The 25243-nt window shown below is 42.1% G+C and carries 29 protein-coding genes and 1 pseudogene; 11 read left to right on the plus strand and 19 right to left on the minus strand.

Annotation, left to right across the window (positions count from 1 at the left end):
- The first annotated feature begins 44 nt into the window (after nt 1-44).
- Both CDG62_RS16925 and CDG62_RS16930 read left to right on the plus strand, forming a co-directional pair.
- Nucleotides 45-428, plus strand: a complete 384-nt coding sequence (locus CDG62_RS16925) for an AzlD domain-containing protein (RefSeq protein ID WP_087527695.1) — start codon at nt 45-47, stop codon at nt 426-428.
- 3 nt (nt 429-431) lie between these two features.
- Nucleotides 432-800, plus strand: a complete 369-nt coding sequence (locus CDG62_RS16930) for a hypothetical protein (protein ID WP_087527650.1) — start codon at nt 432-434, stop codon at nt 798-800.
- A gap of 36 nt (nt 801-836) precedes the next feature.
- On the opposite strand, the gene CDG62_RS16935 is transcribed toward CDG62_RS16930, so the two are convergent.
- Nucleotides 837-1346, minus strand: coding sequence for a CHAP domain-containing protein (locus CDG62_RS16935; RefSeq protein ID WP_087527651.1), 510 nt, complete (start codon nt 1344-1346; stop codon nt 837-839).
- A gap of 564 nt (nt 1347-1910) precedes the next feature.
- Between CDG62_RS16935 and thyA the strand changes: the two genes are divergently transcribed.
- The 5 genes from thyA to msrA all read left to right on the plus strand — a co-directional run bounded on the left by thyA (nt 1911) and on the right by msrA (nt 5657).
- Nucleotides 1911-2753: a thymidylate synthase gene (gene thyA / locus CDG62_RS16940; RefSeq protein WP_087527652.1), complete on the plus strand. Its 843-nt coding sequence runs from the start codon at nt 1911-1913 to the stop codon at nt 2751-2753.
- A 116-nt stretch (nt 2754-2869) separates the two neighbouring features.
- Nucleotides 2870-3382, plus strand: coding sequence for a dihydrofolate reductase (locus CDG62_RS16945; RefSeq protein WP_087527653.1), 513 nt, complete (start codon nt 2870-2872; stop codon nt 3380-3382).
- A 26-nt stretch (nt 3383-3408) separates the two neighbouring features.
- A complete protein-coding gene (locus CDG62_RS16950; RefSeq protein WP_087527654.1) occupies nt 3409-4461 on the plus strand; it encodes a DUF4105 domain-containing protein in 1053 nt (350 codons plus the stop codon).
- A 95-nt stretch (nt 4462-4556) separates the two neighbouring features.
- The gene (locus CDG62_RS16955; RefSeq protein ID WP_087527655.1) at nt 4557-5015 is read left to right on the plus strand and encodes an META domain-containing protein; all 459 of its coding nucleotides are present in this window, start codon (nt 4557-4559) and stop codon (nt 5013-5015) included.
- Between the two features lie 114 nt (nt 5016-5129).
- Nucleotides 5130-5657, plus strand: a complete 528-nt coding sequence (gene msrA, locus CDG62_RS16960) for a peptide-methionine (S)-S-oxide reductase MsrA (protein WP_087527656.1) — start codon at nt 5130-5132, stop codon at nt 5655-5657.
- 46 nt (nt 5658-5703) lie between these two features.
- Here the strand turns inward: msrA and CDG62_RS16965 are convergent, their stop codons facing one another.
- The 5 genes from CDG62_RS16965 to CDG62_RS16985 all read right to left on the minus strand — a co-directional run bounded on the left by CDG62_RS16965 (nt 5704) and on the right by CDG62_RS16985 (nt 9378).
- The gene (locus CDG62_RS16965) at nt 5704-6108 is read right to left on the minus strand and encodes an ExbD/TolR family protein (RefSeq protein ID WP_058868889.1); all 405 of its coding nucleotides are present in this window, start codon (nt 6106-6108) and stop codon (nt 5704-5706) included.
- Nucleotides 6108-6731, minus strand: a complete 624-nt coding sequence (locus CDG62_RS16970; protein ID WP_087527657.1) for a MotA/TolQ/ExbB proton channel family protein — start codon at nt 6729-6731, stop codon at nt 6108-6110. The genes CDG62_RS16965 and CDG62_RS16970 overlap by 1 nt, the downstream gene beginning before the upstream one ends.
- A 19-nt stretch (nt 6732-6750) precedes the next feature.
- Nucleotides 6751-7518, minus strand: a complete 768-nt coding sequence (locus CDG62_RS16975; protein WP_087527658.1) for an energy transducer TonB — start codon at nt 7516-7518, stop codon at nt 6751-6753.
- Nucleotides 7519-7735: 217 nt separating this feature from the next.
- The gene (gene purU, locus CDG62_RS16980; RefSeq protein WP_087527659.1) at nt 7736-8602 is read right to left on the minus strand and encodes a formyltetrahydrofolate deformylase; all 867 of its coding nucleotides are present in this window, start codon (nt 8600-8602) and stop codon (nt 7736-7738) included.
- 83 nt (nt 8603-8685) lie between these two features.
- Nucleotides 8686-9378, minus strand: a complete 693-nt coding sequence (locus tag CDG62_RS16985) for a TetR/AcrR family transcriptional regulator (protein ID WP_087527660.1) — start codon at nt 9376-9378, stop codon at nt 8686-8688.
- Nucleotides 9379-9494: 116 nt separating this feature from the next.
- On the opposite strand from CDG62_RS16985, the gene CDG62_RS16990 reads away from it, so the two are divergent.
- From CDG62_RS16990 to CDG62_RS17005, 4 genes are all read left to right on the plus strand, one after another.
- Nucleotides 9495-10943 (plus strand): coniferyl aldehyde dehydrogenase, encoded by a 1449-nt coding sequence (locus CDG62_RS16990; protein ID WP_087527661.1) that lies wholly within the window; start codon nt 9495-9497, stop codon nt 10941-10943.
- A 159-nt stretch (nt 10944-11102) separates the two neighbouring features.
- Nucleotides 11103-11339 carry a 50S ribosomal protein L28 gene (gene rpmB / locus CDG62_RS16995; protein ID WP_000048256.1) on the plus strand — a complete coding sequence of 79 codons (237 nt, stop codon included), beginning with the start codon at nt 11103-11105 and terminating at the stop codon, nt 11337-11339.
- 12 nt (nt 11340-11351) lie between these two features.
- Complete coding sequence (gene rpmG, locus CDG62_RS17000; protein WP_003654787.1) at nt 11352-11507, plus strand: 50S ribosomal protein L33; 156 nt, start codon at nt 11352-11354, stop codon at nt 11505-11507.
- A 144-nt stretch (nt 11508-11651) separates the two neighbouring features.
- On the plus strand, nt 11652-13367 hold the full coding sequence (locus CDG62_RS17005) for a cation:proton antiporter (RefSeq protein WP_087527662.1): 1716 nt from the start codon (nt 11652-11654) through the stop codon (nt 13365-13367).
- 55 nt (nt 13368-13422) lie between these two features.
- Here the strand turns inward: CDG62_RS17005 and CDG62_RS17010 are convergent, their stop codons facing one another.
- The 13 genes and pseudogenes from CDG62_RS17010 to CDG62_RS17070 form a co-directional block, all read right to left on the minus strand.
- Nucleotides 13423-13701 (minus strand): hypothetical protein, encoded by a 279-nt coding sequence (locus tag CDG62_RS17010; RefSeq protein WP_004692486.1) that lies wholly within the window; start codon nt 13699-13701, stop codon nt 13423-13425.
- A 105-nt stretch (nt 13702-13806) separates the two neighbouring features.
- A complete protein-coding gene (locus tag CDG62_RS17015) occupies nt 13807-14310 on the minus strand; it encodes a DUF6586 family protein (RefSeq protein ID WP_087527663.1) in 504 nt (167 codons plus the stop codon).
- Nucleotides 14311-14385: 75 nt separating this feature from the next.
- A complete protein-coding gene (locus tag CDG62_RS17020; RefSeq protein WP_171405723.1) occupies nt 14386-14748 on the minus strand; it encodes an ASCH domain-containing protein in 363 nt (120 codons plus the stop codon).
- A 40-nt stretch (nt 14749-14788) separates the two neighbouring features.
- Nucleotides 14789-15049: an RNA recognition motif domain-containing protein gene (locus CDG62_RS17025; RefSeq protein WP_004692489.1), complete on the minus strand. Its 261-nt coding sequence runs from the start codon at nt 15047-15049 to the stop codon at nt 14789-14791.
- 98 nt (nt 15050-15147) lie between these two features.
- Nucleotides 15148-17136 (minus strand): ATP-dependent helicase, encoded by a 1989-nt coding sequence (locus CDG62_RS17030; protein WP_087527664.1) that lies wholly within the window; start codon nt 17134-17136, stop codon nt 15148-15150.
- 154 nt (nt 17137-17290) lie between these two features.
- Nucleotides 17291-18442: a glycerate kinase gene (locus CDG62_RS17035; protein WP_087527665.1), complete on the minus strand. Its 1152-nt coding sequence runs from the start codon at nt 18440-18442 to the stop codon at nt 17291-17293.
- A gap of 111 nt (nt 18443-18553) precedes the next feature.
- Nucleotides 18554-19126, minus strand: a complete 573-nt coding sequence (locus CDG62_RS17040) for an HdeD family acid-resistance protein (RefSeq protein ID WP_087527666.1) — start codon at nt 19124-19126, stop codon at nt 18554-18556.
- A gap of 119 nt (nt 19127-19245) precedes the next feature.
- Complete coding sequence (locus CDG62_RS17045; protein WP_087527667.1) at nt 19246-20004, minus strand: hypothetical protein; 759 nt, start codon at nt 20002-20004, stop codon at nt 19246-19248.
- Between the two features lie 47 nt (nt 20005-20051).
- Nucleotides 20052-20500: pseudogene (locus CDG62_RS17050) on the minus strand (NUDIX hydrolase).
- A 96-nt stretch (nt 20501-20596) separates the two neighbouring features.
- On the minus strand, nt 20597-23239 hold the full coding sequence (topA, locus tag CDG62_RS17055) for a type I DNA topoisomerase (protein WP_087527669.1): 2643 nt from the start codon (nt 23237-23239) through the stop codon (nt 20597-20599).
- 36 nt (nt 23240-23275) lie between these two features.
- Nucleotides 23276-23725: an ammonium transporter gene (locus tag CDG62_RS17060; protein WP_004692510.1), complete on the minus strand. Its 450-nt coding sequence runs from the start codon at nt 23723-23725 to the stop codon at nt 23276-23278.
- A gap of 70 nt (nt 23726-23795) precedes the next feature.
- Entirely contained in the window at nt 23796-24785 is a 990-nt protein-coding gene (locus CDG62_RS17065) for a hypothetical protein (RefSeq protein ID WP_087527670.1), read from the minus strand.
- A gap of 180 nt (nt 24786-24965) precedes the next feature.
- Nucleotides 24966-25211 carry a SlyX family protein gene (locus CDG62_RS17070; protein ID WP_004692513.1) on the minus strand — a complete coding sequence of 82 codons (246 nt, stop codon included), beginning with the start codon at nt 25209-25211 and terminating at the stop codon, nt 24966-24968.
- Between the last annotated feature and the right edge of the window lie 32 nt (nt 25212-25243).

The raw sequence follows: 25243 nt of genomic DNA on the forward strand, positions 1-25243 counted from the left end.
ATGCTAAAGTGACGTATGTTTGGTTTTTAAAATACATCACGCCCATGCTCGAATTTTGGTTTAATCCCTCTATTTCCATTCTTAAAAAATTACTTATTTTTATTGTGATTTCTGTTGTAACAGGTGTGTTGTATTGGATGGACCCCCTGAGTCTCTATGCCATTTTAATGTTCTTGGGTACTGGGATTGTTTTTCTGATTTGTCGTTACTGCAAAATTCATTTTGCGGCCAAAAACCCTACAGGTTTTCTATACCGCCTACTGACTTGGATTCCGATTGCCCTACTCTTAGCACTGATTTTTATGAATATTAAAGATGGTGAGCTGCTGATTCCAGGTGCGCAAGGGATTGGTTTTATGGCGTTGGGGATTTGCCTATTTTCCCCCCTGTCTCTTTTGCATAGCAATACTCAGCCTGAGTCCAAATAAATCATGTTGAACTTTTGGTATTCTGAACGCTGTAGCCGTCAAATTAAACTCATCATTTGTGTTGCCACTTGCGTGATGATTTTTATGGCAGCACAAGTTCAGCAGCTTGGCGTGATCTTTATTGGTTTGAGTCTAGTGATTGGCATTGCAACGCATCTGCTGCGCGGTGCGCACTTGAAGATTGCTCAAGACAATCCGTATCGAGAAGGTTTTTCTCGTTTGGTGATTTTTCTACCACTGATTGCCCTGATTTGTTTGTTGGGCTATCTACCCGCGGAAGATAAAATTGCGCTTGCGCTTCAGTGTATTGGCTTTAGTGGAATTGGTTTATTTTTAGTATCGATTCACGCACAGCGTGAAAAAAGAGTTTAATCGGGATGTGGAATTGCGCTACATCCCGTCAACATCTTAATCCATTCGATAATAGCTGTAGTTCACATTTTGGTTACGGTAAACCGCATAACCACTTTGTTTAAAATCAGAAACCCAACCATTGCCTGAATAAGCGGCAATATGTCCATAACGGTTTTTTGCAGTACGGTCGATAATATAAATATCGCCTTTTTTAGGCTGATCAAAAGATAAATTGATTTTACGATAACCAATGCTGGTTAATGTCTTACCCCAATCCGCCGCCGCCACAGGATGGCTTTTAAAGCGTGCACCCGCAGACTCTAGACCTAAGCGAATGCTTTTCGCACATTTCTGAGTACTGGTTTGACGAGTAATATTTTTTAGAAACCCCGTAAATTTTTCAATATCTACGCGTTGATTACTATTGATTGCTCTTTCTCTTGCCTTCTTCGAGGTCAGGATTTCAGCAGCGGTAACGTTTCTCTCTGACTGGGAACGTATTATGATATTGGTTTGCGCAGGCGCATAGACTTCGTTCATATTCACGTTTTGATCATAAGGCATACTAAAACCAACACTCCTCCCAATCATCAGGGTCTTACATCTTTTCGAGTTCGAAATACTAACCGCTCAGCATTGAACTTTCATGTCGTAAATGTAATATTTTTTTTCAAAATGCAACACAACCTTTCTAAGGTTTTCTTTTCTCCGTACTTTTTAAAACATAAATTAACTAAAAAATTTAATCCTTAACCAAGTCCTTTTTCATCTTAAGCGCAAATGTTTCACCATCGTCCAACGAAGTCCTTAGATATGGAATGGATTGCCCATCTAAATGGCTACCTATTTAGATCCAGTAAAAAGCAGTCTCAACAGCAGAAAACTGAAGTATAAAAAACAACTACTGTTGTAATTTACTGCTCTCATGCAAACGCCTTTAATTTGACTAACTACAACAGATTTCCCATAACTTTTATATAATCAATCATGCCGCCTGAACCACCAATCTTGGTGCGCTATACTGCACAATTCAGTATAATCATCCGCAGATTTTATAATTTAGATTGGATAGAACAGGCACTTCTATATAAGAAGTCTGCTCTCCCAAATTGTTTATTTGAGAGTTTTATGAAAACGTATTTAGACCTGTTACAACACATCCTCGATCACGGTGGTGATAAAGGCGACCGTACTGGTACAGGTACGCGCTCGGTATTTGGTCATCAAATGCGCTTTGATCTTTCTCAAGGCTTCCCTTTATTAACCACTAAAAAAGTGCACTTTCGTTCGATCGTGATTGAGCTTTTGTGGTTCTTAAAAGGCGATACCAATGTGCAATATTTACAGGACAACAAAGTCAGTATTTGGGACGAATGGTCAACCGCAGAACAAACTGCGCGTTTTGGTCGCCCTGAAGGTGAACTAGGGCCTGTATATGGCCATCAATGGCGTAATTTTGGTGCAACCCAAAAAGCAGATGGTTTATATGAACAAGATGGTTTTGACCAAATTGCGTGGTTAGTCAATGAAATTAAAACCAATCCAAACTCACGCCGTCTAATTGTATCGGGTTGGAATCCACAAGAAGCTGCGCAAGTTGCTCTTCCTCCATGCCACACTCTTTTCCAATTCTTTGTCCATAACGGCAAACTGTCTTGTCAACTCTATCAGCGCAGTGCCGATGTATTTTTAGGTGTGCCTTTTAATATTGCCAGTTATGCGCTACTCACCCATATGATCGCGCAAGTCTGCGGTTTAGGTGTTGGGGACTTTGTTTGGACGGGTGGAGATACGCATTTATATGCCAACCATTTTGAGCAAGCGAAGCTTCAGTTAAGCCGTGAACCTTTAGGACTGTGCCAACTGAAACTCAATCCTGCGGTTAAAGATATTTTCGACTTTAAATTTGAAGATATTGAAATTGTGGGTTATGAATCACATCCAGGGATTAAAGCACCTGTCGCTGTTTAAAGCTGATAAAGCCCAATTCAATCTCGCCTTGCATCAGCGGGATTGAGGTTTATCCATAGATGTTCTTCCTCTCCTTAAGGAAGAATAAGAAATATGACCCAACATTTGAGCGCGTAATGACCTTTCAAAACTTAGAAGTTGTACATGTAGTCGCAATGGATCAGCAACGCTGTATTGGTAAAGGCAATGACCTACCTTGGCATATTTCAGCCGATCTAAAACATTTCAAAGCCATCACCCAAGGTGGTGTAGTCATCATGGGGCGTAAAACGCTGGAATCGATGGGCCGTACATTACCCAAGCGTGTCAATTGGGTCATTACTCGCGACACTTCTTGGGCTTTTGAAGGCACAAAGGTGGCTTACAGCATCGAAGAGGCTTTAACGCAAGCTGTTGCCGATGTTCAAGCTTCAGAAAAACCAGAAAGTATTTTTATCATTGGTGGCGGTGAAATTTTCAAACAGACCATCGACATTGCAGACCGTTTAGAGCTCACGCATGTTGAACTCGATGTGCAAGGTGATGCGCATTACCCTGCCATTCCAGCAGCATTCAAAAAAGTGGCGTCAGAACAACATATTGATGACAAAACTGGAGTTGCTTTTGAGTTCGCAAGCTATCAAAAATAAAGCATATTCTTTTTGCTAAAAGCACGATGCATATCATGATCAAAATAGAATTTTGGCGGACACTGGGCTTTGGATTACTCCACACCCTGTTTAGTATTTTTGTCTTGTTCAGTTCAATTTGGCTGTGTTTTGCATTGTGGATTCAAGAGCCTTTGGGCTGGTTGATTAGCCGTATTTTTATTGGGATCTGGATTGCTTTTGCGCTCAGCATTTTAGGCATCTATATCACCCAAAGCTTTTTTGGTCGTCGCCTCGATATCATCCTTTATCTCCTTGGCTTTTTACTGGCGTTGTCTTGGTATTTTAGTTTAGATGCTCGCCAAGACCGCGACTGGCAACCTGAAGTAGCAAAAATCTTGCATTATGAAAAACAAGGTGACCATGTCACCCTTCATAATGTCCGTAATTTCACATGGCACCCTGACGGCTCTTATACTGAGCATTGGGATACCCGCTCTTTCGATCTAAATCAAATCACTGGAGTCAATATCATTACCTCATACTGGATGGGGCCGCAAATCGCACATACCTTGGTCAGTTTTGATTTTGCCAATACTGCACCGCTGACCTTTTCCATTGAAATTCGCAAAGAGAAAAATGAAGAATTTTCAGCGATTGGCGGTTTTTTTAGAAAATATGAGCTAAGTTTAGTAGCCTCAGACGAACATGATATTGTGTATACCCGCAGTAATATTCGTCATGAACAAGTCTATTTCTTTCCTGTCCTCCTCGGACAGGCTGAAAGTAAAGCACTATTTGTAGAGTATTTACATAAGGCCGACGAGCTCGCCAAATATCCTAAGTGGTATAACACCCTCACCAGTAATTGCACCACTTTGGTATTTGACATGGTTCAAGCCGTTTCACATGACGCTTTACCAACGGACTATCGTATTTTAGCTTCAGGCTATTTACCGGACTATCTGTATGACTTAGGTGCGATTAGTCCGCAGTGGGATATCAAAACGTGGTATCAAAAAGCCCATATCAACCCACGCGTAAGCAAAGAAACAGAGTTAACCAGTCGTGAGTATTCACAGCTTATTCGCCAGGGTTTACCTGTTGACCAAACTCGCTAAGGTCTGCAACGAAAATCTGCAAGTTAAAACTGGCAATCAAGGGCAAAATTTGCTTTGATAGTTCAGACAATACATCACAATAAGAGTCTGATCCCATGTTAAAAAAACTGATTGCAAGCAGTCTTTTAGCGAGTAGCTTAATCATGACTGGTTGCCAAACGACACCACCGCCATCCGACACCATTGAAATGACCAACATTCAACAGCTTCAGCAACGGACTTGGATTTTGACGCAAATGGGCAATACCGAAATTAAAACAGCACCCAATGAACGTAATATTCCAAGCCTTCAGTTTTCAACCGATAATCGCATCAGTGGTGCAGATGGCTGTAACCGCATCATGGGTAGCTATACCGTTGGACGCGATACGCTTACCTTGAGCCAGCTCGCAACCACCCGAATGGCCTGTATCAATAACAGTGCTGTACCGCAACAGTTCCAAGAAGCGCTGGCAAAAGTGACACATTACCAAGTGTTTGGTAAAACGCTAAAACTACTCGATCGACATGGTAACTTGCTGCTACAGTTTGGCTCTGCCATTCAACCACGTTAAATTGTTTCTATAAAAAGCCTGTAATCACAGGCTTTTTTAATCTGTAGCAAATAACATTGTACTGTACCAATCAGCCCTTATATAAACAGATATAAACACTATTAGGATTTTAAAATGCAACAAGCACTCTTTGGTGGTGGATGTTTTTGGTGTGTAGAAGCGGTTTATTTAGAGCTTCAGGGCATACATAAAGTGACCAGTGGTTATGCAGGTGGAGATACCGACAACCCAACGTATGAAGACATTTGTCATGGCGATACCAACCATGCCGAAGTTATTTTAATTGATTTTGATGAAGCTCAAATCAGCTATGCTCAGCTGCTCGATGTATTTTTTGCCACTCATGATCCTACAACACTCAACCGTCAAGGCAATGATGTCGGAACCCAGTATCGTTCAGTCATTTACTATTTTAATGATGCACAGCGTGCTGTAGCGGAACAGGCGATTGCTAACTTAAAAGCTGAAGGTCTCGATATTGTGACCGAACTCAGCCCAGCACCAACCTTCTATGCCGCAGAGGATTATCATCAGAATTTTTATGCACGGAATCCATCCCAAGGTTATTGTAACTTTGCCATTCCACCAAAACTGATGAAGCTACGCTCTAAGTTTCAGGCTTTATTGAAAGACAGCAAATAACTCACCAAAAAAAAGCGACTTCAAGAGTCGCTTTTTTTATATCAGCTTAGTTATCACTGACGAAAGCAATATCTGCCAGTCCAGCTTCACTCGCACGAGACATGACTTGTGCCACCATATCGTAACGAGATTCTTTATCTGCACGAAGTTGAACCGTTGGCTTGGTTTCCAACTCACCCGCTTCATTAAAACGCGTTTGTAGTTCTTCCAAACTAATCACTTGATTATCCCAAGCCACTTCGCCGTTTGCATTAATGCTCACTGTAATAGCTTTAGGTGGAGGATCCACAATATCAGCCGTCGTTTTTGGTAAAGTTAATGGAATTGATGGGTTGGCAACGGTCGCTGTCACCAAGAAGATGATCATCAAAACCAGCATAATATCGATCAGCGGAATGAGGTTCATCTCATTCATGCCAGCATCGTTATCGTCACCCAATTGAAAAGCCATTAAGCTTGACCTCCAACTAAACCTTGTTGAGTCGCTTTACTTTCTACTGTCGCAGGTGCTGAGTCTTGTTGCAACATGGTATCAATTAACAAGCCGTGTGCTTGGTCTTGAAGCTCATGTGCTAAAGTACGGTTCACACGTGCACAGATGTTATACGCTAACACAGCAGGAATCGCGACAGCTAAACCTAAACCCGTCATGATTAATGCTTCCCCCACAGGAGTTGCAACTTGGGCTAAGCCCGCTTGACCACTTTTGCCAACAGCAACTAGGGCATGGAAAATCCCCCATACTGTACCGAACAAACCCACGAACGGTGCAAGCGATGCAATCGTGCCTAGAACTGAAACACCTTTCTCAGCATTTGCTTTTTCAGCAGAAATTTGACGAAGAAGTGCTTGCTCTGCAACTGCTTTACGTTGTTCAAAGTTCAGCACAGCAAACTTCGATTTTAACTTAGCTAAAGCTTGCGAAAGTTGAGCATAAGCTTGTTGTTTCAATTGACGTGTACCCATGATACGTAAAACAAAGATGGTCCACGTTGCAATCGACATTGCCAACAAGATGAAATACAGTGTTTTACTGACTGCATCAGCATGTTGCCAATAAACTGAAAAGTTCATACTCGAACTCCTGATAAAGTTAGCGTTTTGTATTCAATTCTAAATCAAATGGTTGCTCAGCCCGAATTGGATAAGCCACACCATTTTCTTTATAAGGTTTAAATTTAGCGCCTTTGACAGCTCTTAAAATCTTTTCATCTAAAGCAGGTACACCACTTGAGCGCGTAATACGGGCATTTACAATCGACCCTTTTTCATTCGCCTCAATCAGCACCACGACTCGACGGTTCTCACCTTGTAAATCTTGATTACTATAAACTGGTTTTGGAGAGCGACTCCATTGCACACCTGAACCACCAATCGACACCGACTTAGGTGAAGTATCAGCAGGTTCAGCTTGAGTGACAGGTTTCGCTTGCTCTTGTTTCTCGACAGGTTTTTCGACTTTTTTCTCTGTAGTCGTCGTGGTGACTGTCGGTTTTACTGGGGTTTCGGTTGGTTTAACAACGGGTTTAACCACTTCTGCTTTTTTAACTTGTTGAACCTTTTCTACCTTTTTCGGTGGAGTCGGTTGTGGTTTTTCCACAATCTTCACTTCCTTCGGCTTCGTCGGTTCCTTTTTCGGTTCTTCCTTCGGCTTAGGTGGTAGCGGTTTTGGTGGTTCTTGAATTTTAACGAAGCGAACCTTCATAGGTTCTTTTTCAATCGGTTTGAGTTCAGGAGCTTTCATGTGGTTCACTGCCCACAATACGCCCATATGGCCCACGACAACCGCGATCAAGGCAGCAAGAACTTTCTTTTTCATCGGGTTGGGAGTCTGCATAGGAGAAATAACTGTTGAACTCATTAAAATCGGTGACCTAATTTAAGCGGAGTGGCTACTGTGTCGGTTTCCACTATAACGCTTATCGGTTAGTACAATAAAGTAGCGCAATGATAAATGAGAAGTGTTTTCATTTGCAACTATTAATTTGTCACTTTTTATGGTTTTTTCTAATCATACCCAAACAAAAAAGGCATACTTAATGTATGCCTTTTTTTTTAATATTGCTTGCAACCATTTTTTATTGGAAAACGACTGTTTTGTTACCATCAACAATAATACGGTCTTCTAAGTGCCACTTCACTGCGCGTGCCAAGACATTACGTTCAACATCCTGACCCAATTCACGTAATTGATCAACCGTAAAGTCATGGTTCACACGCTCTACATCTTGCTCAATGATTGGACCTTGATCCAGATCTGCAGTGACATAGTGTGCGGTTGCACCAATGAGTTTTACACCTTTTTCATGCGCTTGCTTATATGGGTTTGCACCAACAAAAGCAGGTAGGAATGAATGGTGAATGTTGATCACTTTCATTTCCCACTTTTCAACAAATGCTTCATCTAGAATTTGCATATAACGCGCAAGTACCAATAAATCATTGCCTTGCATTAATTCATCAATTTCAGCATAAGCTTCACGTTTGTTGTCCTTAGTCACAGGGACAACTTCAAACGGAATGCCAAAGTTCTCAACCGCTTCACGTAAAGTTTCGTGGTTAGAAATCACTTTAGTAATTTCGCACGGTAAACCGCCACGCGCATGACGCCATAACAGCTCAAGTAAGGCATGATCTACTTTAGACACCAAAATCCCGACTTTTTTCACATCGCTGACCAGCGCCAAGCGCCATTGCATTTCATAACGCTCTGCTACATTTACAGCAAAAGTTTGAGTAATGCTTTCTTTACGAGACTGTAAATTGTCTAGTTCAAACTCAACACGCATAAAGTAACGTCCGCCCTGAGCTTCAGTCGCGTATTGATCAAGCGCAGTAATATTTGCGCCTTGATGATACAAAAAGCTCGATACAGCTTGCACGATCCCTGGTTTATCTTCACAAGTAATCAGTAAACGTGCTGTGTTAGCAGTTGTCATGTTCATGTTGGTTCTTGTTACACCTAATCAAAATAAGCCGAGTATTCTACCGTGTTTCACGCGCTTTCTAAATAGCTTGTTTTTCGGCTTCAATTATTTTTCATATGTGAAAGACTCGCGAAAAGTTCTGACGGGCCAAAACTTTCCAATAATCGCTCATACGTTTCACGGCTTTCACCGCGCAAATACGCTCCTTCTAAGAACACCATTTGGCGCAACGCTTGCCAAACCCATTTCTCTTCAAGATGATTTGAATCACTGATATGCCCAGACATATACAAGAAGTTGGTCCAGTTGGTGAGGACAATCCACAAATTAATCACCAATGCTTCTATTTCAGAAGGTGTCATTTGCATTAAACCAGCATCAACAAAGGCCTGATAAATTTTTTGCCCTTGTTGCATAACCTGTCCAGCAAAACGTGGATACATTTTTCTAAAATCTTCGTTATTTTCAACTAAATGATAAACATCACGATGTAAAAATCGATAGGCCCACAATTGGTTGCTTAACACTTGGAAATAACTAATTTTATCATTCACATCCAAAACACGATCATCTGGCAGTGCCAGCATGTCCAGTGTTTCTTTCTGATACTGCTCCATCAACTCCTTAATAATTTCGCTCTTATTACGGAAGTGATAATACAAATTGCCCGGACTCATATTCAATTCAGCGGCAATATGATTGGTCGTGACAGAACGTTCTCCACGCTCGTTAAAAAGCTGCAAACTGAGTTGCAAAATACGTTCTTTGGTTTTCAACGTTTTAGTTTGAGACATCCTAAAATAACCATTCATTCAGTGCATTAGAAGACTAACACATAAAGTAACTTGACTAATTAGAGCAATTACTCTAAAAATTAAACATAAATTGAAATTTGAAATGGTAGTGCAACATGAACAGTCAAACAAAAACAACTTCATTGACACCACATTCTTATGATATTCAGCACCTACATGATGTGCTTGAACAACAAAAGCACGCTTATTTACGCTATCCATTGCCAACAGCAAAAGAGCGTATTGACCGTTTGGCACGACTTAAGCGTATCTTAGTTAAGTATCAAGATCAATTTGCAGAGGCAATTAATCAAGACTACGGCAACCGTTCCACCAGTGAAACCAAAATTGGCGAATTACTCACCTGTCTTGAACACATTAAATATTATAGCAAGCATTTAACCACCTGGATGAAACCCTCGAAACGTCACGTTTCAATCATTCATCAGCCAGCTAAAGCATGGGTGCAATATCAACCTTTAGGTGTGATTGGTATTATTACCCCATGGAACTATCCTTTATTACTCTCGATTGGCCCCTTGATTTGTGCTTTGGCGGCAGGCAACCACGCCATGATTAAAATTTCTAGTTCATCTGGCAACTTTGGTCGCATCCTTGAAAAAGCACTCTCTGAAGCCTTTCCTCAAGAGTTAGTTTCCGTGACCAATGGCGGTGGTGCGATCTCGGATGCCTTTTGTCGTCTGGCTTTTGATAAGCTCATTTTCACAGGTTCAACCAATGTTGGTAAAACCGTCATGGCTGCTGCGGCAGAGAACCTCGTTCCACTAATCCTAGAACTTGGTGGAAAATCACCAGTGTTGGTACATCCTTCTATTCATTTACGGGATGTTGCACAGCGTATTGCCGCAGGAAAACTCTGGAATGCAGGTCAAACCTGTGTCGCACCTGACTATATGTTCTTACCTAAAGGTAAAACCGCCGAGTTCATTGAGCATTTCCGTGAATGTGTGGAAGAGATGTATCCCGAAATTCTGCATAATCCAGACTACACATCGATTATTAATGACCGCCAATACAACCGCTTACAAGGTTATCTTGAAAATGCACGGGAGCATGGTGCACAGGTAGTTGAAATCAACCCAGCCCATGAAACTTTTGCCGATACACGTAAAGTGCCCCCTACACTGTTAACTGGGGTCACGCCTGACATGCGTATTATGCAAGAGGAAATCTTTGGGCCACTGCTGCCGATCATGGAATATGATCAAATAGACGATGTGATCGAGTTTATTAATAGCCGTCCGCGCCCACTTGCATTATACTACTTCGACTTTGATCAGGCGCGTGCAGATTATGTTGCACAGCGTACTCATTCAGGGCATTTCGGACAAAACACGGTTTTGACCCATGTCGCACAAGACGATTTACCATTTGGTGGCGTTGGTGCATCAGGTATGGGGAAATATCATGGTCCAGAAGGTTTCTTCAGTTTGTCGCATGAACGGTCAGTGATGTCGAATCCCAAGTTATATAGCTTGAAATTCATTCTCCCACCGTTTAACAAACCAATTCACAAGTTGATTTCAAAGACCCTTCTTCGCTAAATGATCAAGGCATGACCTATCGCACTGGTTCATGCCTAGTTTTAATGAAAATCGCTTGTCTTTTAAGCGCATTTTTGGTATAAAACGCCCCTTGAATGATTTCATCCGTTTACTTAATAACTAGCGCACAATCGGTGCTGTCTAGCAATGGAGTTCACCATGTCTAAGGTTTGCCAAGTTACCGGCAAGCGTCCAGTCGTTGGCAACAACGTCTCGCACGCCAATAACAAAACCAAACGCCGGTTCGAGCCGAACCTGCATCACCACCGTTTCTGGTTAGAAAGCGAAAAACGTTTCGTACGTCTTCGTCTAACTACAAAAGGTATGCGTATTATCGACAAATTGGGTATCGAGAAGGTTGTTGCTGACCTACGTGCTCAAGGTCAAAAGATCTAAGGAGTCTGAACCATGCGTGATAAAATTCGCCTAGTTTCTACTGCTGGTACAGGTTATTTCTATACCACAACTAAGAACAAACGTACTATGCCGGAAAAAATGGAAATCAAAAAATTTGATCCAAAAATCCGTCAACACGTAATCTTCAAAGAAGCTAAAATTAAATAATTTTAGTTTTTTGAAAAAAACGACCTGCTTTAGGTCGTTTTTTTTTGCTTTTTTTTCGTTCGACTTGTTAAACTTTTAATCTCTTTTGGCACCTTTTGTGCTTTGCTTCTTTTTCACCCTTAACTTTCGCTTAAGGAGTTTTTAGTGCCTCATGACGTAGATCTCATTATATTACTTGCTGTCGGTTTTGGACTTGCGCTCATTTTCGGCTATCTTGCAGTACGCTTACGCCTTCCCCCGCTCATTGGTTACCTGATCGCCGGTATCATTATTAGCCCCAATACCCCCGGTATTGTCGCAGACATTCATCTGGCGAACCAATTGGCTGAACTTGGGGTTATGTTCCTCATGTTTGGTGTGGGTATGCATTTTTCCCTCAATGACTTATTACAAGTCCGACGCATTGCACTGCCAGGTGCTATTTTACAAATTGCTGTCGCGACCCTTCTCGGAATAGGCGTCAGTATGATCTGGGGGTGGAGTTTTGGCTCTGCCTTAGTCTTCGGCTTAAGCCTGTCTTGTGCCAGCACAGTGGTATTACTCAAAGCACTGGGAGACCGTGGTCTACTCAATTCGGTCAACGGTAAAATTGCCGTAGGTTGGCTCTTGGTTGAAGATCTGGTCATGGTATTGGTATTGGTACTCTTACCTGCTACAGCAGCACTACTCGGCGGAGAAGCCTTTGCAGGCAGTGGTAACGACAACATTTGGCTTACCTTAGGCATCACCCTGCTCAAAGTGGTAGGCTTCATTGCTTTTATGCTGATCATTGGGAAACGTCTTGTTCCAATGATCATGCAATTTGTCGCTCGCCTTGGTTCGCGTGAACTGTTTACCTTAACCGTCGTGGCTGCTGCGGTATCCATTGCTTTCGGTGCTTATAAAATTTTTGGTGTTTCCATGGCACTGGGCGCTTTCTTTGCGGGGATGGTCGTTAAAGAGTCTGACTTTAGCCATCGTGCCGAAGAAGAAACTCTCCCTCTACGTGAAATTTTTGCCATTTTGTTCTTTGTTGCCGTGGGCATGTTATTTGACCCACGTATATTAGTGGAACAACCTGTGCATGTGCTTGCAGTCGTTGCCATTATCATGATCGGCAAAACCATCGCGGCTATGGCGTTGGTGCTCTTTTTCCGCTACCCCATCAATACAGCTCTCACTGTAGGGGCTTCACTGGCACAAATTGGTGAGTTTTCCTTCATCTTAGCGACACTCGGGGTTTCACTTAAACTCTTGTCCTTAGAAGGACAAAACCTGATATTGGCAGGCGCTTTGATCTCCATTACCTTAAACAGTTTTGTGTTCTCGGCAATTGAGCCTGTACAACGCTGGATTCGTGAGCGCTCACATCTAGCACGCTTACTGGAACGTAGTGGAGACCCATTGGCAATGCTGCCTGATGAAGTTTCACAAGACTACTTACGTGATCAAGTGGTGATTGTTGGACATGGTGAAGTGGGGCGTCGAATTACCAAACAATTGATGGCCGAAGACATTAAAGTCGTAATTGCGGAAGAAAACCGTGAAATTGTAGAAAATCTGCGTGAAAAAGGCATTGCGGCTGTTTCTGGGATGGCGACAGACCCTGGCGTACTAATTCAAGCCCATATTCAACATGCGCGCCTGCTGGTACTTTCCCCGATGGATATTTTAGATATTCATAAAATCGTGGATATCGCCAAAACCCTCAATCCTGAAATTCAAGTCTTGGTGTGTGCGGAAAGTAAAGAAGAAGCTGAAGTGATTCGCCGCGATCAAATTGGTGAAGTTTATTTTGCAAAAGAGGAAATGGCTAAAAATATGACCAATCATATTTTAAATCAAATTCAGATTGCACATCATCAAGCACCCACCCACTAATAAACAAACACAAATACAAAAAAACGCACTGTTCAGTGCGTTTTTCTTATTCGGCTTAGCTGAAGAACTGTGGCTTTTCATCCACTACTTCAGCTTGCCACTCACCCACTTGTTTTTCAAGTAAGCCGTATAAAGCCGCTTGCACCATCTGCTGAGCAACGACTGTTGTCTGGTCACCCAATAATGCTTTGAGCTCTTCATTAAACTGGATCGTGACTAAAGGCGCACTCTCCGAACCTGCGTTACGTAGTGCGAGCTCACCACCTTCAAGTTGAACCAATTCTAAAATGGCTTCTTGATTTCCAAATAATTCTTTCAATTGTTCTATAGACATATTTCCTCCATGTTCAACATGGTGGCAAAGGCAGTTGCACTTTGCTTCGCTTAGACTTATTGATATAAGGACAAATTTTCAAACTTCAAGCGTTGGTCATCGCTTTTAGAATTCAACCATCTCATTCCGAAAGCCATCAATCAACGCTGTTAAGTCTCGATGCCACTCACGTAAAATTTTGGTATCGGGTAACCATGCTTGAGGAGTTTGAGTCACTTTAATGATCAGATTGGATGAAGTTTCTGACTCCGGTTCAGGCGTACTTGGCTCTGGTGCATACTGACACAAGCGATAAGCACGTTTTAACTCAGCAATGAAACCTTCTTTCGACAGTTGTTGCATCACAGTCACTTCAGGCGAGACTTGTCCTTTAGCTGCCATATGCTCTTCTATGGACTTCAGCGTTGGGTTTAAGTCATTTAAGCGGTAGTAACGGACCAGCTCTTGTAGAAACGCAAGCACCGCGCCATGCAAGTGAAACACAGCAGCCTCACGGTAAGCCTGAACTTGTTGCACATGATCAATTTGCTCTGCTTGTTGACATGAAAGTCGAGCAAAGTAGAGTTTTTGGTTAGTGCGATCAGCATGGTAACGGGCAACACGAGTCATGAAGGGTGTTCCTAAATTTTGGCATTTATAACAATTCTAAGAGTAATCTTTCTATACAGCAGTGCATAATAAAAATTATGCATGATCTATTTCAATAAAATAAATCTTTCTTTTTGCTATGACAGGCATCGAAATATGGATTGGACGCACATTTGTCAGTACCCAAGCCCAATATCCCTCTTCCCAATACGATGCCATAGCCGAATCAAACTCATCTTCTCTCCATGAGTGAATCGACTCAACATCAACCATAGCAACAGCATACCCCAACTCTTCATCACCCTCTTGTGTCAAATAATGCTGATTTTCAACAATCAATAAATTTTTCAACGGCAAATGTGTAGGGCGCCAAGAACGTATTTCTAAAGTCTTTTTTCCTTGTGCAATGTGTCGACCCATCGGAGCAACAATCGATAAAGCTGGATAAATTTTTTTCATTTTATCCCATAAAAAAGGAGCATCTATTGCTCCTTTTTGCTTATGCTTCTGGCTTCTCAGGTTTATCTTCCGCCTGTTTGACACGAATACCCGTGCCATGTAAACGTAGTGTATTTAGCCCTTTAATGGCTTTAATCGCCTCACGTGCATGCGGCATTTCAACAAAAGCAAAACCTTTCGATTTACCTGTTGCTGCATCAAGGATTAAATTACATGATGCAACTGTGCCATATTGCTTAAATAATTCAAGCAGTTCAGCTTCAGCCACTGTACGCTCTAAATTACGAACTAAAATTTTCATCTTACAACCTTCAAAAATAGGCAAAATCATCAAAAAGCAATCGCCTACGCTACTTTCTGAACATTGCACAACAAATACCACAATGTAATTAGTTTAGTTTAATCGAGATTAATCCCAAAATCTAAATTAATCGATTGGCGCTCAATTAAAGCACTCTTTACCGTTTGTTGGCGAGGCTTATGGTGCGTTTCCATGCTACACAAATTTCGCGTCAGATCATTTAAAAAGTAGCTTTCAACTTTCCGCCCTTGCTCATCAATCACATCTCGTGCCCATAGACTTAAATTTTGCTTAGTTAAAATCAGCTCATTCTGAGCCCGTGTCAGCGCCACATACAAGACCCGACGCTCTTCTTCAACCTCATTAAAATCGCCTTGAGCACGGGCATGCGGATACTGCCCCGGAGTGACATTCGCCACATAACAAACCTTTTGCTCTGTACCTTTGGCCGAGTGAATGGTAATCAGGGTGACGACATCACTATCGGACTGGCGTTCGATTTCAGAAATTGACACAGGATCAAGCACATACTCCTCTAGGAACTCACTTAACTGGTTATGTTTAGACGCCAATTGTTTGACCAGTTCAAAGTCACCTTGGCGGCGGTTCCAGTCTTTTTTATAATTTTCAGCCAATTGTGCTTCAATCGCTTGAATACCCAAACTGACGCAAGCCTGTACTTCCTGTTTCAGCACCGTCATTTGCTTCATGATCAACAAGGTTTCAGCAGGAATCCGTCCAAATTTTTCTAATTTATCAAAAATCAAATCAAACTCAGGCTCCAGTAGAAGTTGCTGAGCAAGACGGCTTGCACCCACATCTCCCACCCCATTCCACAGAGTGAGAAAACGCATCCATGCAATATCATCTAGAGGATTAGCAATCACGCGCAGCAAGCTCAGTAAATCTTTCACATGCGCGGTTTCAAGCAGTTTCATACCCCCAATAAATCGATAGGGGACATTGGCTGCAATACATGCGGCCTCAATATGCCGTGCTGCAAAGCTAGAACGGACCAAAACCATATGATCTGACCATTTACTTCCTTGTAAATAATGTCGCTCTTTAATGTCGATCGCAATCCATTTTGCTTCATCAAATTCATTTGGGAAAATGTGCATGCGGGGCTTCACACCTTCACCGCGATGTGCATCTAAACGTTTGTTGTATTGAATCTCAGATTGATCGAGCAACCAATTAGAAAGGTCTAAAATTTCTTGGGTAGAGCGATAGTTTTGCTCCAATTTAAACACCTGAGCATTCGGCACACGGTCTTTAAAGTGGTGAATATTTTCAAAATCTGCCCCACGGAAACCATAAATTGACTGTGCATCATCCCCCACACAAAACAGGCTCACTTTATCTTTGAGCGGTTCAAGCAAGGCCCACTGCAAAGGATTGGTATCCTGCATTTCATCGACCAACATGTGTTTACAGAGTGATGCCACATAGTCGGCTAAACCGTCTGACTGATCGAGTGCTGAGGCCACGATTGCCAAAATATCGTCATAATCTAAAAAACTACGAGCACGTTTTCTCGTTTCATATTCTTTCATGATTTCCGCAATTTGATCTTTAAAAGCCAAATGCTCAGGATGCTGTTTTTCTAAGGCATCACTCAGTTTCTGCCGCGTATTGCGTGCAAAAGAATACAGATCACACAGTTCTTGCGGTTTAGGCAACTGATTGGGATTTTTTTTATCATCTTTTCCACGAATCAGGCGGAACATCATCAACTGATCATCACGATCAATAATTGAAAACTGTTCTAAACCAAAGGCTTTCGGCACACGGCGTAGCAGATACATACAAAAAGTATGAAAAGTAGAAGCGCGCAGACCTTTTGCCTGCTCACCTAAAGCCAACTCCACTCGCGCCACAATCTCGCTGGCTGAACGACGGGTAAAGGTTAAAATCTGGATTTGGTTGGCTGGAATCCCTTGATCTATCAGGTATGCCGCTCGCGCTACAATGGTTTTGGTCTTGCCACAGCCAGCCCCTGCAAGCACCAGACTGTGTTGTAACTCAGTCGTGGCAGCTTGTTTTTGTTGCGGGTTTAATTCATCAATTAGGCTGGCTAAACTCATAATCACTCATCAATTCGTGGATGCTACTAGTTTAACAAATCTATGACGTCAATATGAGCCTACAACAACGATTATCCATTTCTGTCTGGAATACATCTTCAAATTTAGGCCAAGGCCTTATGCTCGAATCAATTACCGACTCAAATATTTAAAATCAAGCTTGCTCAACATGATTTAAAAGCAAAAGTCGAGTGATGTGCTCACAGCTGTTTTGCAAATGCTGTTCTGCATCTTTCAATGCTGTGGCTAAATCACAGTCGGACTCATTGATCGAAACAATTTGACTAAACCCTTCATCCAATAATGACTCAATATCCTCTCCAACACGTCCAGCAAAGGCAATCACTGGTTTATTCAACTGTTTGGCTAACTGAGCCACCGCCCACGGCGTTTTGCCAAATTTGGTTTGGAAGTCGATACTGCCCTCACCAGTGAAGACATAATCAGCTTGCTTTATTTTCTCAGCCAGTTGGGTTTGTTCAATCACCCACGTCGCACCTGACTGAAGCTGAGCACCTGTGAATGCCATTAAGCCAAAGCCTAGCCCACCTGCGGCACCCGCCCCTGCAACATTCCGTATCTGTAGATTAAGCTGTGTTTCGACCACATCCGCAAAGTGACTCAAGTTTTGATCTAACTGCTCAACCATCTCTGTGCTCGCCCCTTTTTGCGGACCAAACACATACGAGGCGCCTTGCATGCCACATAGTGGATTGGTCACATCAGAGGCAATCAAAACTTGAACCCCGTGCAAGCGTGGGTCTAAAGCCTGCATATCAATCCGTTCAATCTCTTGTAAATGACCACCACCAACGGCCAGTTCAACCCCTTGTACATCTAAAAACCTGATTCCAAGCGCTTGAGCCATGCCACTGCCTGCATCATTGGTGACACTGCCTCCGAGTGCCAAAATAATTTTTGACACACCTACGTCCAAGGCATGCCGAATCATTTGCCCCGTTCCCAAAGTTGTGGTTAGCAGTGGATTCCGCTGCGCAGATTCAAGCAGATGAATCCCATTGGCTTTGGCCATTTCAATAACAGCCGTTTGCCCACCATCAAATAAGCCCCAATACGTTTTAATTCGTTGCGATGGCAATGGCCCTGTTACTTCACATTCGACTTTTTGGCCAGCTAAAGATGCTAATAAAGCATCGACTGTACCTTCCCCACCATCTGCCATGGGTACATGTATACATACTGCATTAGGGATTAGGTTTTGAATCCCACGTTGCATCGCCACACAGGCCCGCTCTGCAGTCATACTTTCTTTAAATGAATCGGGCGCTAGTACAAAAGTTTTCATCGTGCGAAATATTCCATAAATTATATTTGCCAGCTCTCAAACTTAAATGACAAGGGTGTTGAAATATAAAAAGAGTGCTAAAGCACTCTTTTTTTTGTTCAGATTGATCATTTAGGCATCTGCTGAACTTTTCGGGACTTCTCTTTTGATATAAGAAGCTAAAGAAAGATAATTAATCCCTTGGAATAAAATATCAAAAGCAAGGAATAAACCCAGCACCCAAAATGGAGCATCTGGTGTGGTTAAAATCATAATGCCCGCCAGCAGGGTTAAAACACCAGAAAAAAGTGTCCAGCCCCAACCTTGGAATGCTCGAAATAAGATTGCATTAAAGATACGAATGACCCCAGCAATAATCAGGAAAACAGCTAAAACACTGGTCAAAACAATGGCTGTTTTCACAGGGGTGCTAAATGCATAATAGCCTGCGACCAAATACAACACACCAAACAATGCCCATAGCCAGCGAAAGCTACCCTCAAAAATCTTAAAAGCTGCGATGAAGTGTAAAACACCACCTATCATCATCAACACGCCAAAGATAAACACCACTGATAAGGTTGCAAAAGGCAAAGCGGCCAAAAGGACAAAACCAAACAACACCAATAAGATCCCTAAACCCAAATACCATTTACGATTTTCATGGAGTTGATGGCGAACTAAATCATTACCTACTGTTTTCATCTTCTTCTCAAGTTTGATTTTCGTTCACTTAGTTTTAACATGTTTTGCAGCTAACTTGTAGGCATGAATTTATCCACATAAGCACACTGGATTGTGGATAAATTCGACATTATCCACAGTTACTTTTTCCAGCCAATTTCTATCGCGGTGATCTCATTCACCAAGGTATCATCAATCGACTCTGGCATTTTACTTTGTGTTTCCGAAGTTGGTATGTGTCCAGCCATAAGCTCAGCTTTAGCTTGTGGGAACAAGGGCTGCTGATTTGGATATGCATAACCTACGGGATACATCGGTTGCCCAGTAGCTATGTCATATTTATCACTGGCACCAAAGGCATGTAAAAGCTCATGTACAAGAACGACTTTGTTTTGCTCAGTTTGCTTGGTCGATGCAAATAAATTCACCGAACCGATGCGACCTTTTTGCAAGGCTGTAGAGTGTTTCAGCTCTTTAGTTAGTGCAGGATCATAATAGTTCAAATACAAAGTAACGGCTGGTGCACCATCTGAACCCTGATGGTTTTTCCATGCATAATAACGGAACTTTAAGCTCCACATTACAGTATCCAATAAACTTGCCTGCTCAGGCACTTTCGGTGGTAGCTGCTTGAGTTCACGCCCAAGTTGAAAATAAATCGCAATCGGTTGACCGCGATATGTCGCCGACATCTGCTCTAAATAGCCTTGTACTCCTTGTAAGTTTCCAAGGTTCAGTTGCTGAATATATTGCTGAGTAGTAGCCTGTCCATCTGCATTCACTGGATGGAGTAATACAATAATGGGCTTGCTCCAATCTTGGTTCTGATCCCGATAAGCATTCACAGCAACCACCAATAAAATCAGTAGCAAGATTAAAATACGAAGTTTTTTCCACATCTTTGCCCCCCAATTTTTAAATTTTTTTTATCACAATGATCAATACATTACGTAATTTCTAAATGTATTATAGAGGTTGTTGTAATACAAAGTTTTCCCAAATAAAGTCGTATAATTTTCTTTGATTTGAAAATACAGCTAAAGTTTTAGCTTTCGCTAAGCTACACCATCGATATTCAGTATGCTCATAGTTCAACAGAACAGATTGGTTTTTAGCACACAAGCCAACAAATGCGGGAATCATTTCAATCACATTCAAGCTTGGCTCATAAAACTGCTCGATGTAATCTGCACTAAATAAATGTTGTGGCTGAATGGCGGTTTCTTCTTTGATTTCTCGAAGTATCGCTTGGCTGGCGGTCTCATTTTCTTCAACCTTTCCTGCGACATGGCACCAATAATCACCTTTAACTCGCTTCATCAATAACAGTTTAATTTCGCCCTCAATTTTTGACAGTAAAACAGCGGATACAACAACAGAGCGAATAGGAATCATACATTAACCAAAATCTTTTTTTATTTATAGATGTGCATCATATAAAAAATGCCCACCAAAGTGAGCATTTCTTGATTATTTCTAAGCAATTAAAACTTAGGCTTCAACCCATTTTCCATCATTGAACACCAATGACCACTTGGTTTGCTTACCTTCAGGCGTTTCAGAGCCAATATATTGTGCTTGGTTTTTACGGCTGAATTTCACCAACGTTGGGTTTCCTTCTGGGTCGACATCTGGTGCTTGCAAAATGAATTGATATTTTGGATCAAGCTGTTCAGCAACAGAACGTAATTCAGATACTTTTGGCGCACGTGTTTCACGAATTTTCGGGAATTTACTTGCAGCCAAGAATAACCCTGCTGCACCATCACGCAAGACAAAGAAATCATCATGCTTGTTCGAACGCAAGTGTTCCATTTTAATTGGGTCGACACGTGGAGGTGCAGGTTGACCACTTTTCAGTACTTTACGCGTGTTATCACAGCTGTTACAAGCAAAATAAGGGCCAAAACGACCCGTCTTCAGCTGCATTTCCCCATCACACTTATCACATGGAATGGTTGGGCCATCATAACCTTTGATTTTGAACTCACCTTCTTCAAGTTCAAAACCAGCACAGTCTGGGTTGTTACCACAGACATGTAGCTTACGACCACCATCGATCACATAACTGTCCATAGCAGTTTCACAGATTGGACAGCGTTTTTTCGACATCAAATCTGCTGTTTCTGCTGCATCATCATCAGAAAGTGCAGCAAGTGATTCAACTGGCGTTAAGTTCAACGTACCTTTACAACGCTCTTTCGGCGGTAAGTTATAGCCCGAACACCCTAAGAAGACACCTGTGGTTCCCGTACGAATCTGCATTGGTCGGTCACATTCTTTACAGTGAACCGCTTCGACCTCTACTGGTTGATTGCGGCGCATACCGCCCTCACCTTGCGCATTGGTCAGGCGCTTTTTAAAGTCGCCATAGAAACTGTCGAGTAACTCTTTCCAATTACGTTCACCATCGGCCACTTTATCGAGCTGACCTTCTAAGTCCGCAGTAAAGTCATAGTTCATCAGGTTATTGAAACTTTCATCTAAACGATCAGTAACAATTTCACCCATTTTTTCTGCAAATAGACGACGGTTTTCCAGTTTGACATAACCACGGTCTTGAATGGTCGAGATAATCGCCGCATAGGTCGATGGTCGACCAATGCCCTTTTTCTCAAGCTCTTTCACCAATGATGCTTCAGTAAAACGTGCAGGGGGCTTAGTAAAGTGTTGCGATGGATCTAATTTTTCAAGCTTCAGGATTTCACCGACTTTCACCGCAGGCAATAACACATCATCGTCAGACTTATTTTGACCACGGACTTTAGTGAAACCATCAAAGACTAAGGTACGGCCTTTGGCTTTAAGTTCAACACCGTTGGCATCCACTAAAATAGTCGATGACAAGTATTCAGCAGGTGTCATTTGACACGCGACGAATTGACGCCAGATCAGGTCATACAAACGTTGTGCATCGCGTTCCACACCAACCAAGCTGTCGCCTTTTAAGGCTACATTCGATGGACGAATCGCTTCGTGGGCTTCCTGTGCACCCGCTTTGTTACCATAGCGGTTCGGCTTAGCAGGCAGATATTTCGTACCAAACTCGGTCTCAATATGATGACGTACCATATTCACCGCATCGTCACTCAAGAAGGTTGAGTCGGTACGCATATAAGTAATAAAACCCGCTTCATACAAACGCTGCGCCAACATCATGGTTTTCTTCACAGAGAAGCCCAGACGTGTACTCGCAGCTTGTTGTAAAGTCGAGGTGATATACGGCGCGCTCGGATTCACCTTGGTCGGTTTATCTTCACGTGCTGAAACTTTGTAATCTGCATCTTTAATGAGCTTAAGTAAAGCATCGGTATCAGCTTTATTACGTAGCTTTAAAGCTTTACCTGCTTGTTTGACAGCTTCTAAACGGATGTCATCGGTCTGTGACTTGGTGTCTGCAAAAACTTGCCAGTATTCTTCGGGAATAAACGCACGAATTTCACGTTCACGCTCAACCACCAGTTTAACTGCGACAGACTGAACACGGCCTGCCGATAAACCACGAGCAATTTTTTCCCAAAGTAAGGGCGAAATCATAAAACCAACAACACGGTCTAAAAAGCGGCGTGCTTGTTGCGCATTCACTTTATCGATATCAAGGCGTGCTGGATGCTTAAATGCATCTTGGATGGCATTTTTGGTAATTTCGTTGAACACCACACGTTGATAACGTGAGTCATCGCCACCAATCACTTCTTTTAAATGCCAAGCAATTGCTTCTCCTTCACGGTCCAAGTCCGTTGCGAGATAGACCTCGTCAACTTGCGAAGCAAGCTTTTTCAGTTCAGCAACTACATGCTCTTTACCTGGAAGCACTTCATAATGTGCTTTCCAGTCATGCTCAGGATCAACCCCCATACGATTGACCAATGCATTTTGTGCTTTTTCAGCTTTCTGAGCATCGGTTAGTTTGGTTCGTGTTGCTGGCTTCTTTTCTGCAGTCTTACTGGAACCACCTGTAGGTAAATCACGCACGTGACCCACAGACGACTTCACAATGTAATTCGAGCCTAAATATTTATTGATTGTTTTCGCTTTTGCAGGCGACTCCACAATCACTAAAGCACGCTTTTTCCCAGCCTCAGGAGAATCTGCTGTAGTACTTTTGGATGTGGACCGAGGAGCTTTCGCCATATTAACCGTTAATCCTGTTTCAATGGGTCTGTAAAATTAAAGTTCAGCCAAAGACTGTAAATATGCTTTCATGGCATCTAACTGGGTTGCTCTTAAGTCAGAATGCTCATCCCAATAGAGTCCCACGCAGTTTGCTTGCATATCAATAGCATAAATACCCTTTAATTCAATGGGTAAATGTTTAAACTTGTCATCACCTGTAATGAGCTCAAGCTGTTGATCAACAACGCGAGCGCGCATTAAAGGTAGGCGTGCTTCTGGAATCAGGACACTATAGTACGCCACCATACTGGCACGATTTTCCGAAGCCATTGGTATTTTTGTCCAGTCAGGTGCTGCAACTAAACGCGGGTGTAAACCCATCTTACGCGCTTTATCACGCATTTCACCTAAAGCTTTCTCTCTTGGACTGACACGTAGTCCAAAAATCGAGCCGAGGATGAATAAGATGATAAATCCAACAACCCAAATTCCAGTATTTTCCATAGCACAACCTTTTTATTCCTTTATTAGAGTTGCATAAGCACAATATAAAACGCAAGTTTGAACGATAAAATTAATTTAAGAACATTTCATGACTATATAGAACTTCATGTCCATTCCAGTAAATATAGCCTTTATCGAGTAACTCTTTCAGTAACATACGCACATCTGACTTCGGAAACATTTGCTCAAGCAAATCACGGAGTGCATAGATATCTTTGGGTTTATTGGTTTTTAACTCGCGCAGTTTTCGTGCAACCTCAAGCTGTACAGGGTCAATCTTTGCAAAGTTTTTAAACAACTCTTGTTGTGCGGACTGCATATCTGCAGTTGGTTCAAGCTTATCCACAACCCTGTCTTTTTGCAGTTGCTGTAGCGCTTGTTGCATGCTCTGCGGCTGTGTAATTGGGTCTTGTTCATCTAAATTCAGTGCCAACCACTGCTTCAACACTTTTTTACGAAAGCGAATCTGCTCATCATAGCGTTTGATGATTTTGAGATTAATCAACATCCCCACTAGCCGCTGCGTCTTTTCAGGTACGAGTTGCAAAATATTACTTATTGAATTTTTTAGACCGTCCAATGTGTTCGGCTTACCTGACATTTTCCCCAAAGCATCACAATATTTTTTGACCATTTTTAAATAAGGCTGATTTTTGATGCTGTCTAAACTGGGAAGATGACGTTGAATCGGTAACGCTTCAGACTGAATGAGGATCAAATTGCTCTGAATATGCGAAGATTGCATTAAGTCCAAGAGTATTTCTGCGGTATTGACCGCAGAGATAATTTCAACTTGCGTCTCTGGCTCAAGTAAAGCCATTAACTGCCCCACCACCACGGCATATTCGAATTCTTTTTGCTCGACTTTGGGGGTGTCTAAAATCACCACTTGACCACTACTGATCCAAGCAGCCAGTTCCGTTAAATCTTGCAATGCGTACTCAAATTGACCTTGGCAATGAAACAAATACAAAGTTGGATAATGCTCCACAATCTCACGCAACAATTTGGCAGTCGGAACATTATTTTCAAGGTCAAGAAGAACAACTTTTTGAGTCATAGGACAGTTTTTATGGGATGCACCAGAAAGCGGGTATTAGAGTAGGAACTGCATCAAAGGTCAAATGATTTCGTCAGTCAAATCGAGCTTTGAGTTGAGTAAAACAAAAAAAAGAGACAAGGCTCAGCAATATCCACAACCCACTTCACAGCATTTTTTAGCCCAAGACAGCAAATAAACTTAATAATGTGGTGGACGATCGGCCATCGGGTCAAATGTCGCAATTCCATCGGACAAATCTGAAGATTCAACACGTTGATACAAAATTTGCATTTGTTTTTTTAAATCAGCAATTTCCAGCCCTTGAATCACCAATTGTTCATTCAGTTGTTCAACTAAATCATCTAAAAATGCAATTCGGACTTGCAAATCTTCAATGGGTGCGGACAATGGCGCTTGATTATCAATATTTTGTTGTTTAGACACTTCAAGTCCTCATTTGAGATTTTTCAGGAAAC

Origin of the sequence: Acinetobacter sp. WCHA55, assembly GCF_002165305.2 — a bacterium.
Classification (GTDB): domain Bacteria; phylum Pseudomonadota; class Gammaproteobacteria; order Pseudomonadales; family Moraxellaceae; genus Acinetobacter.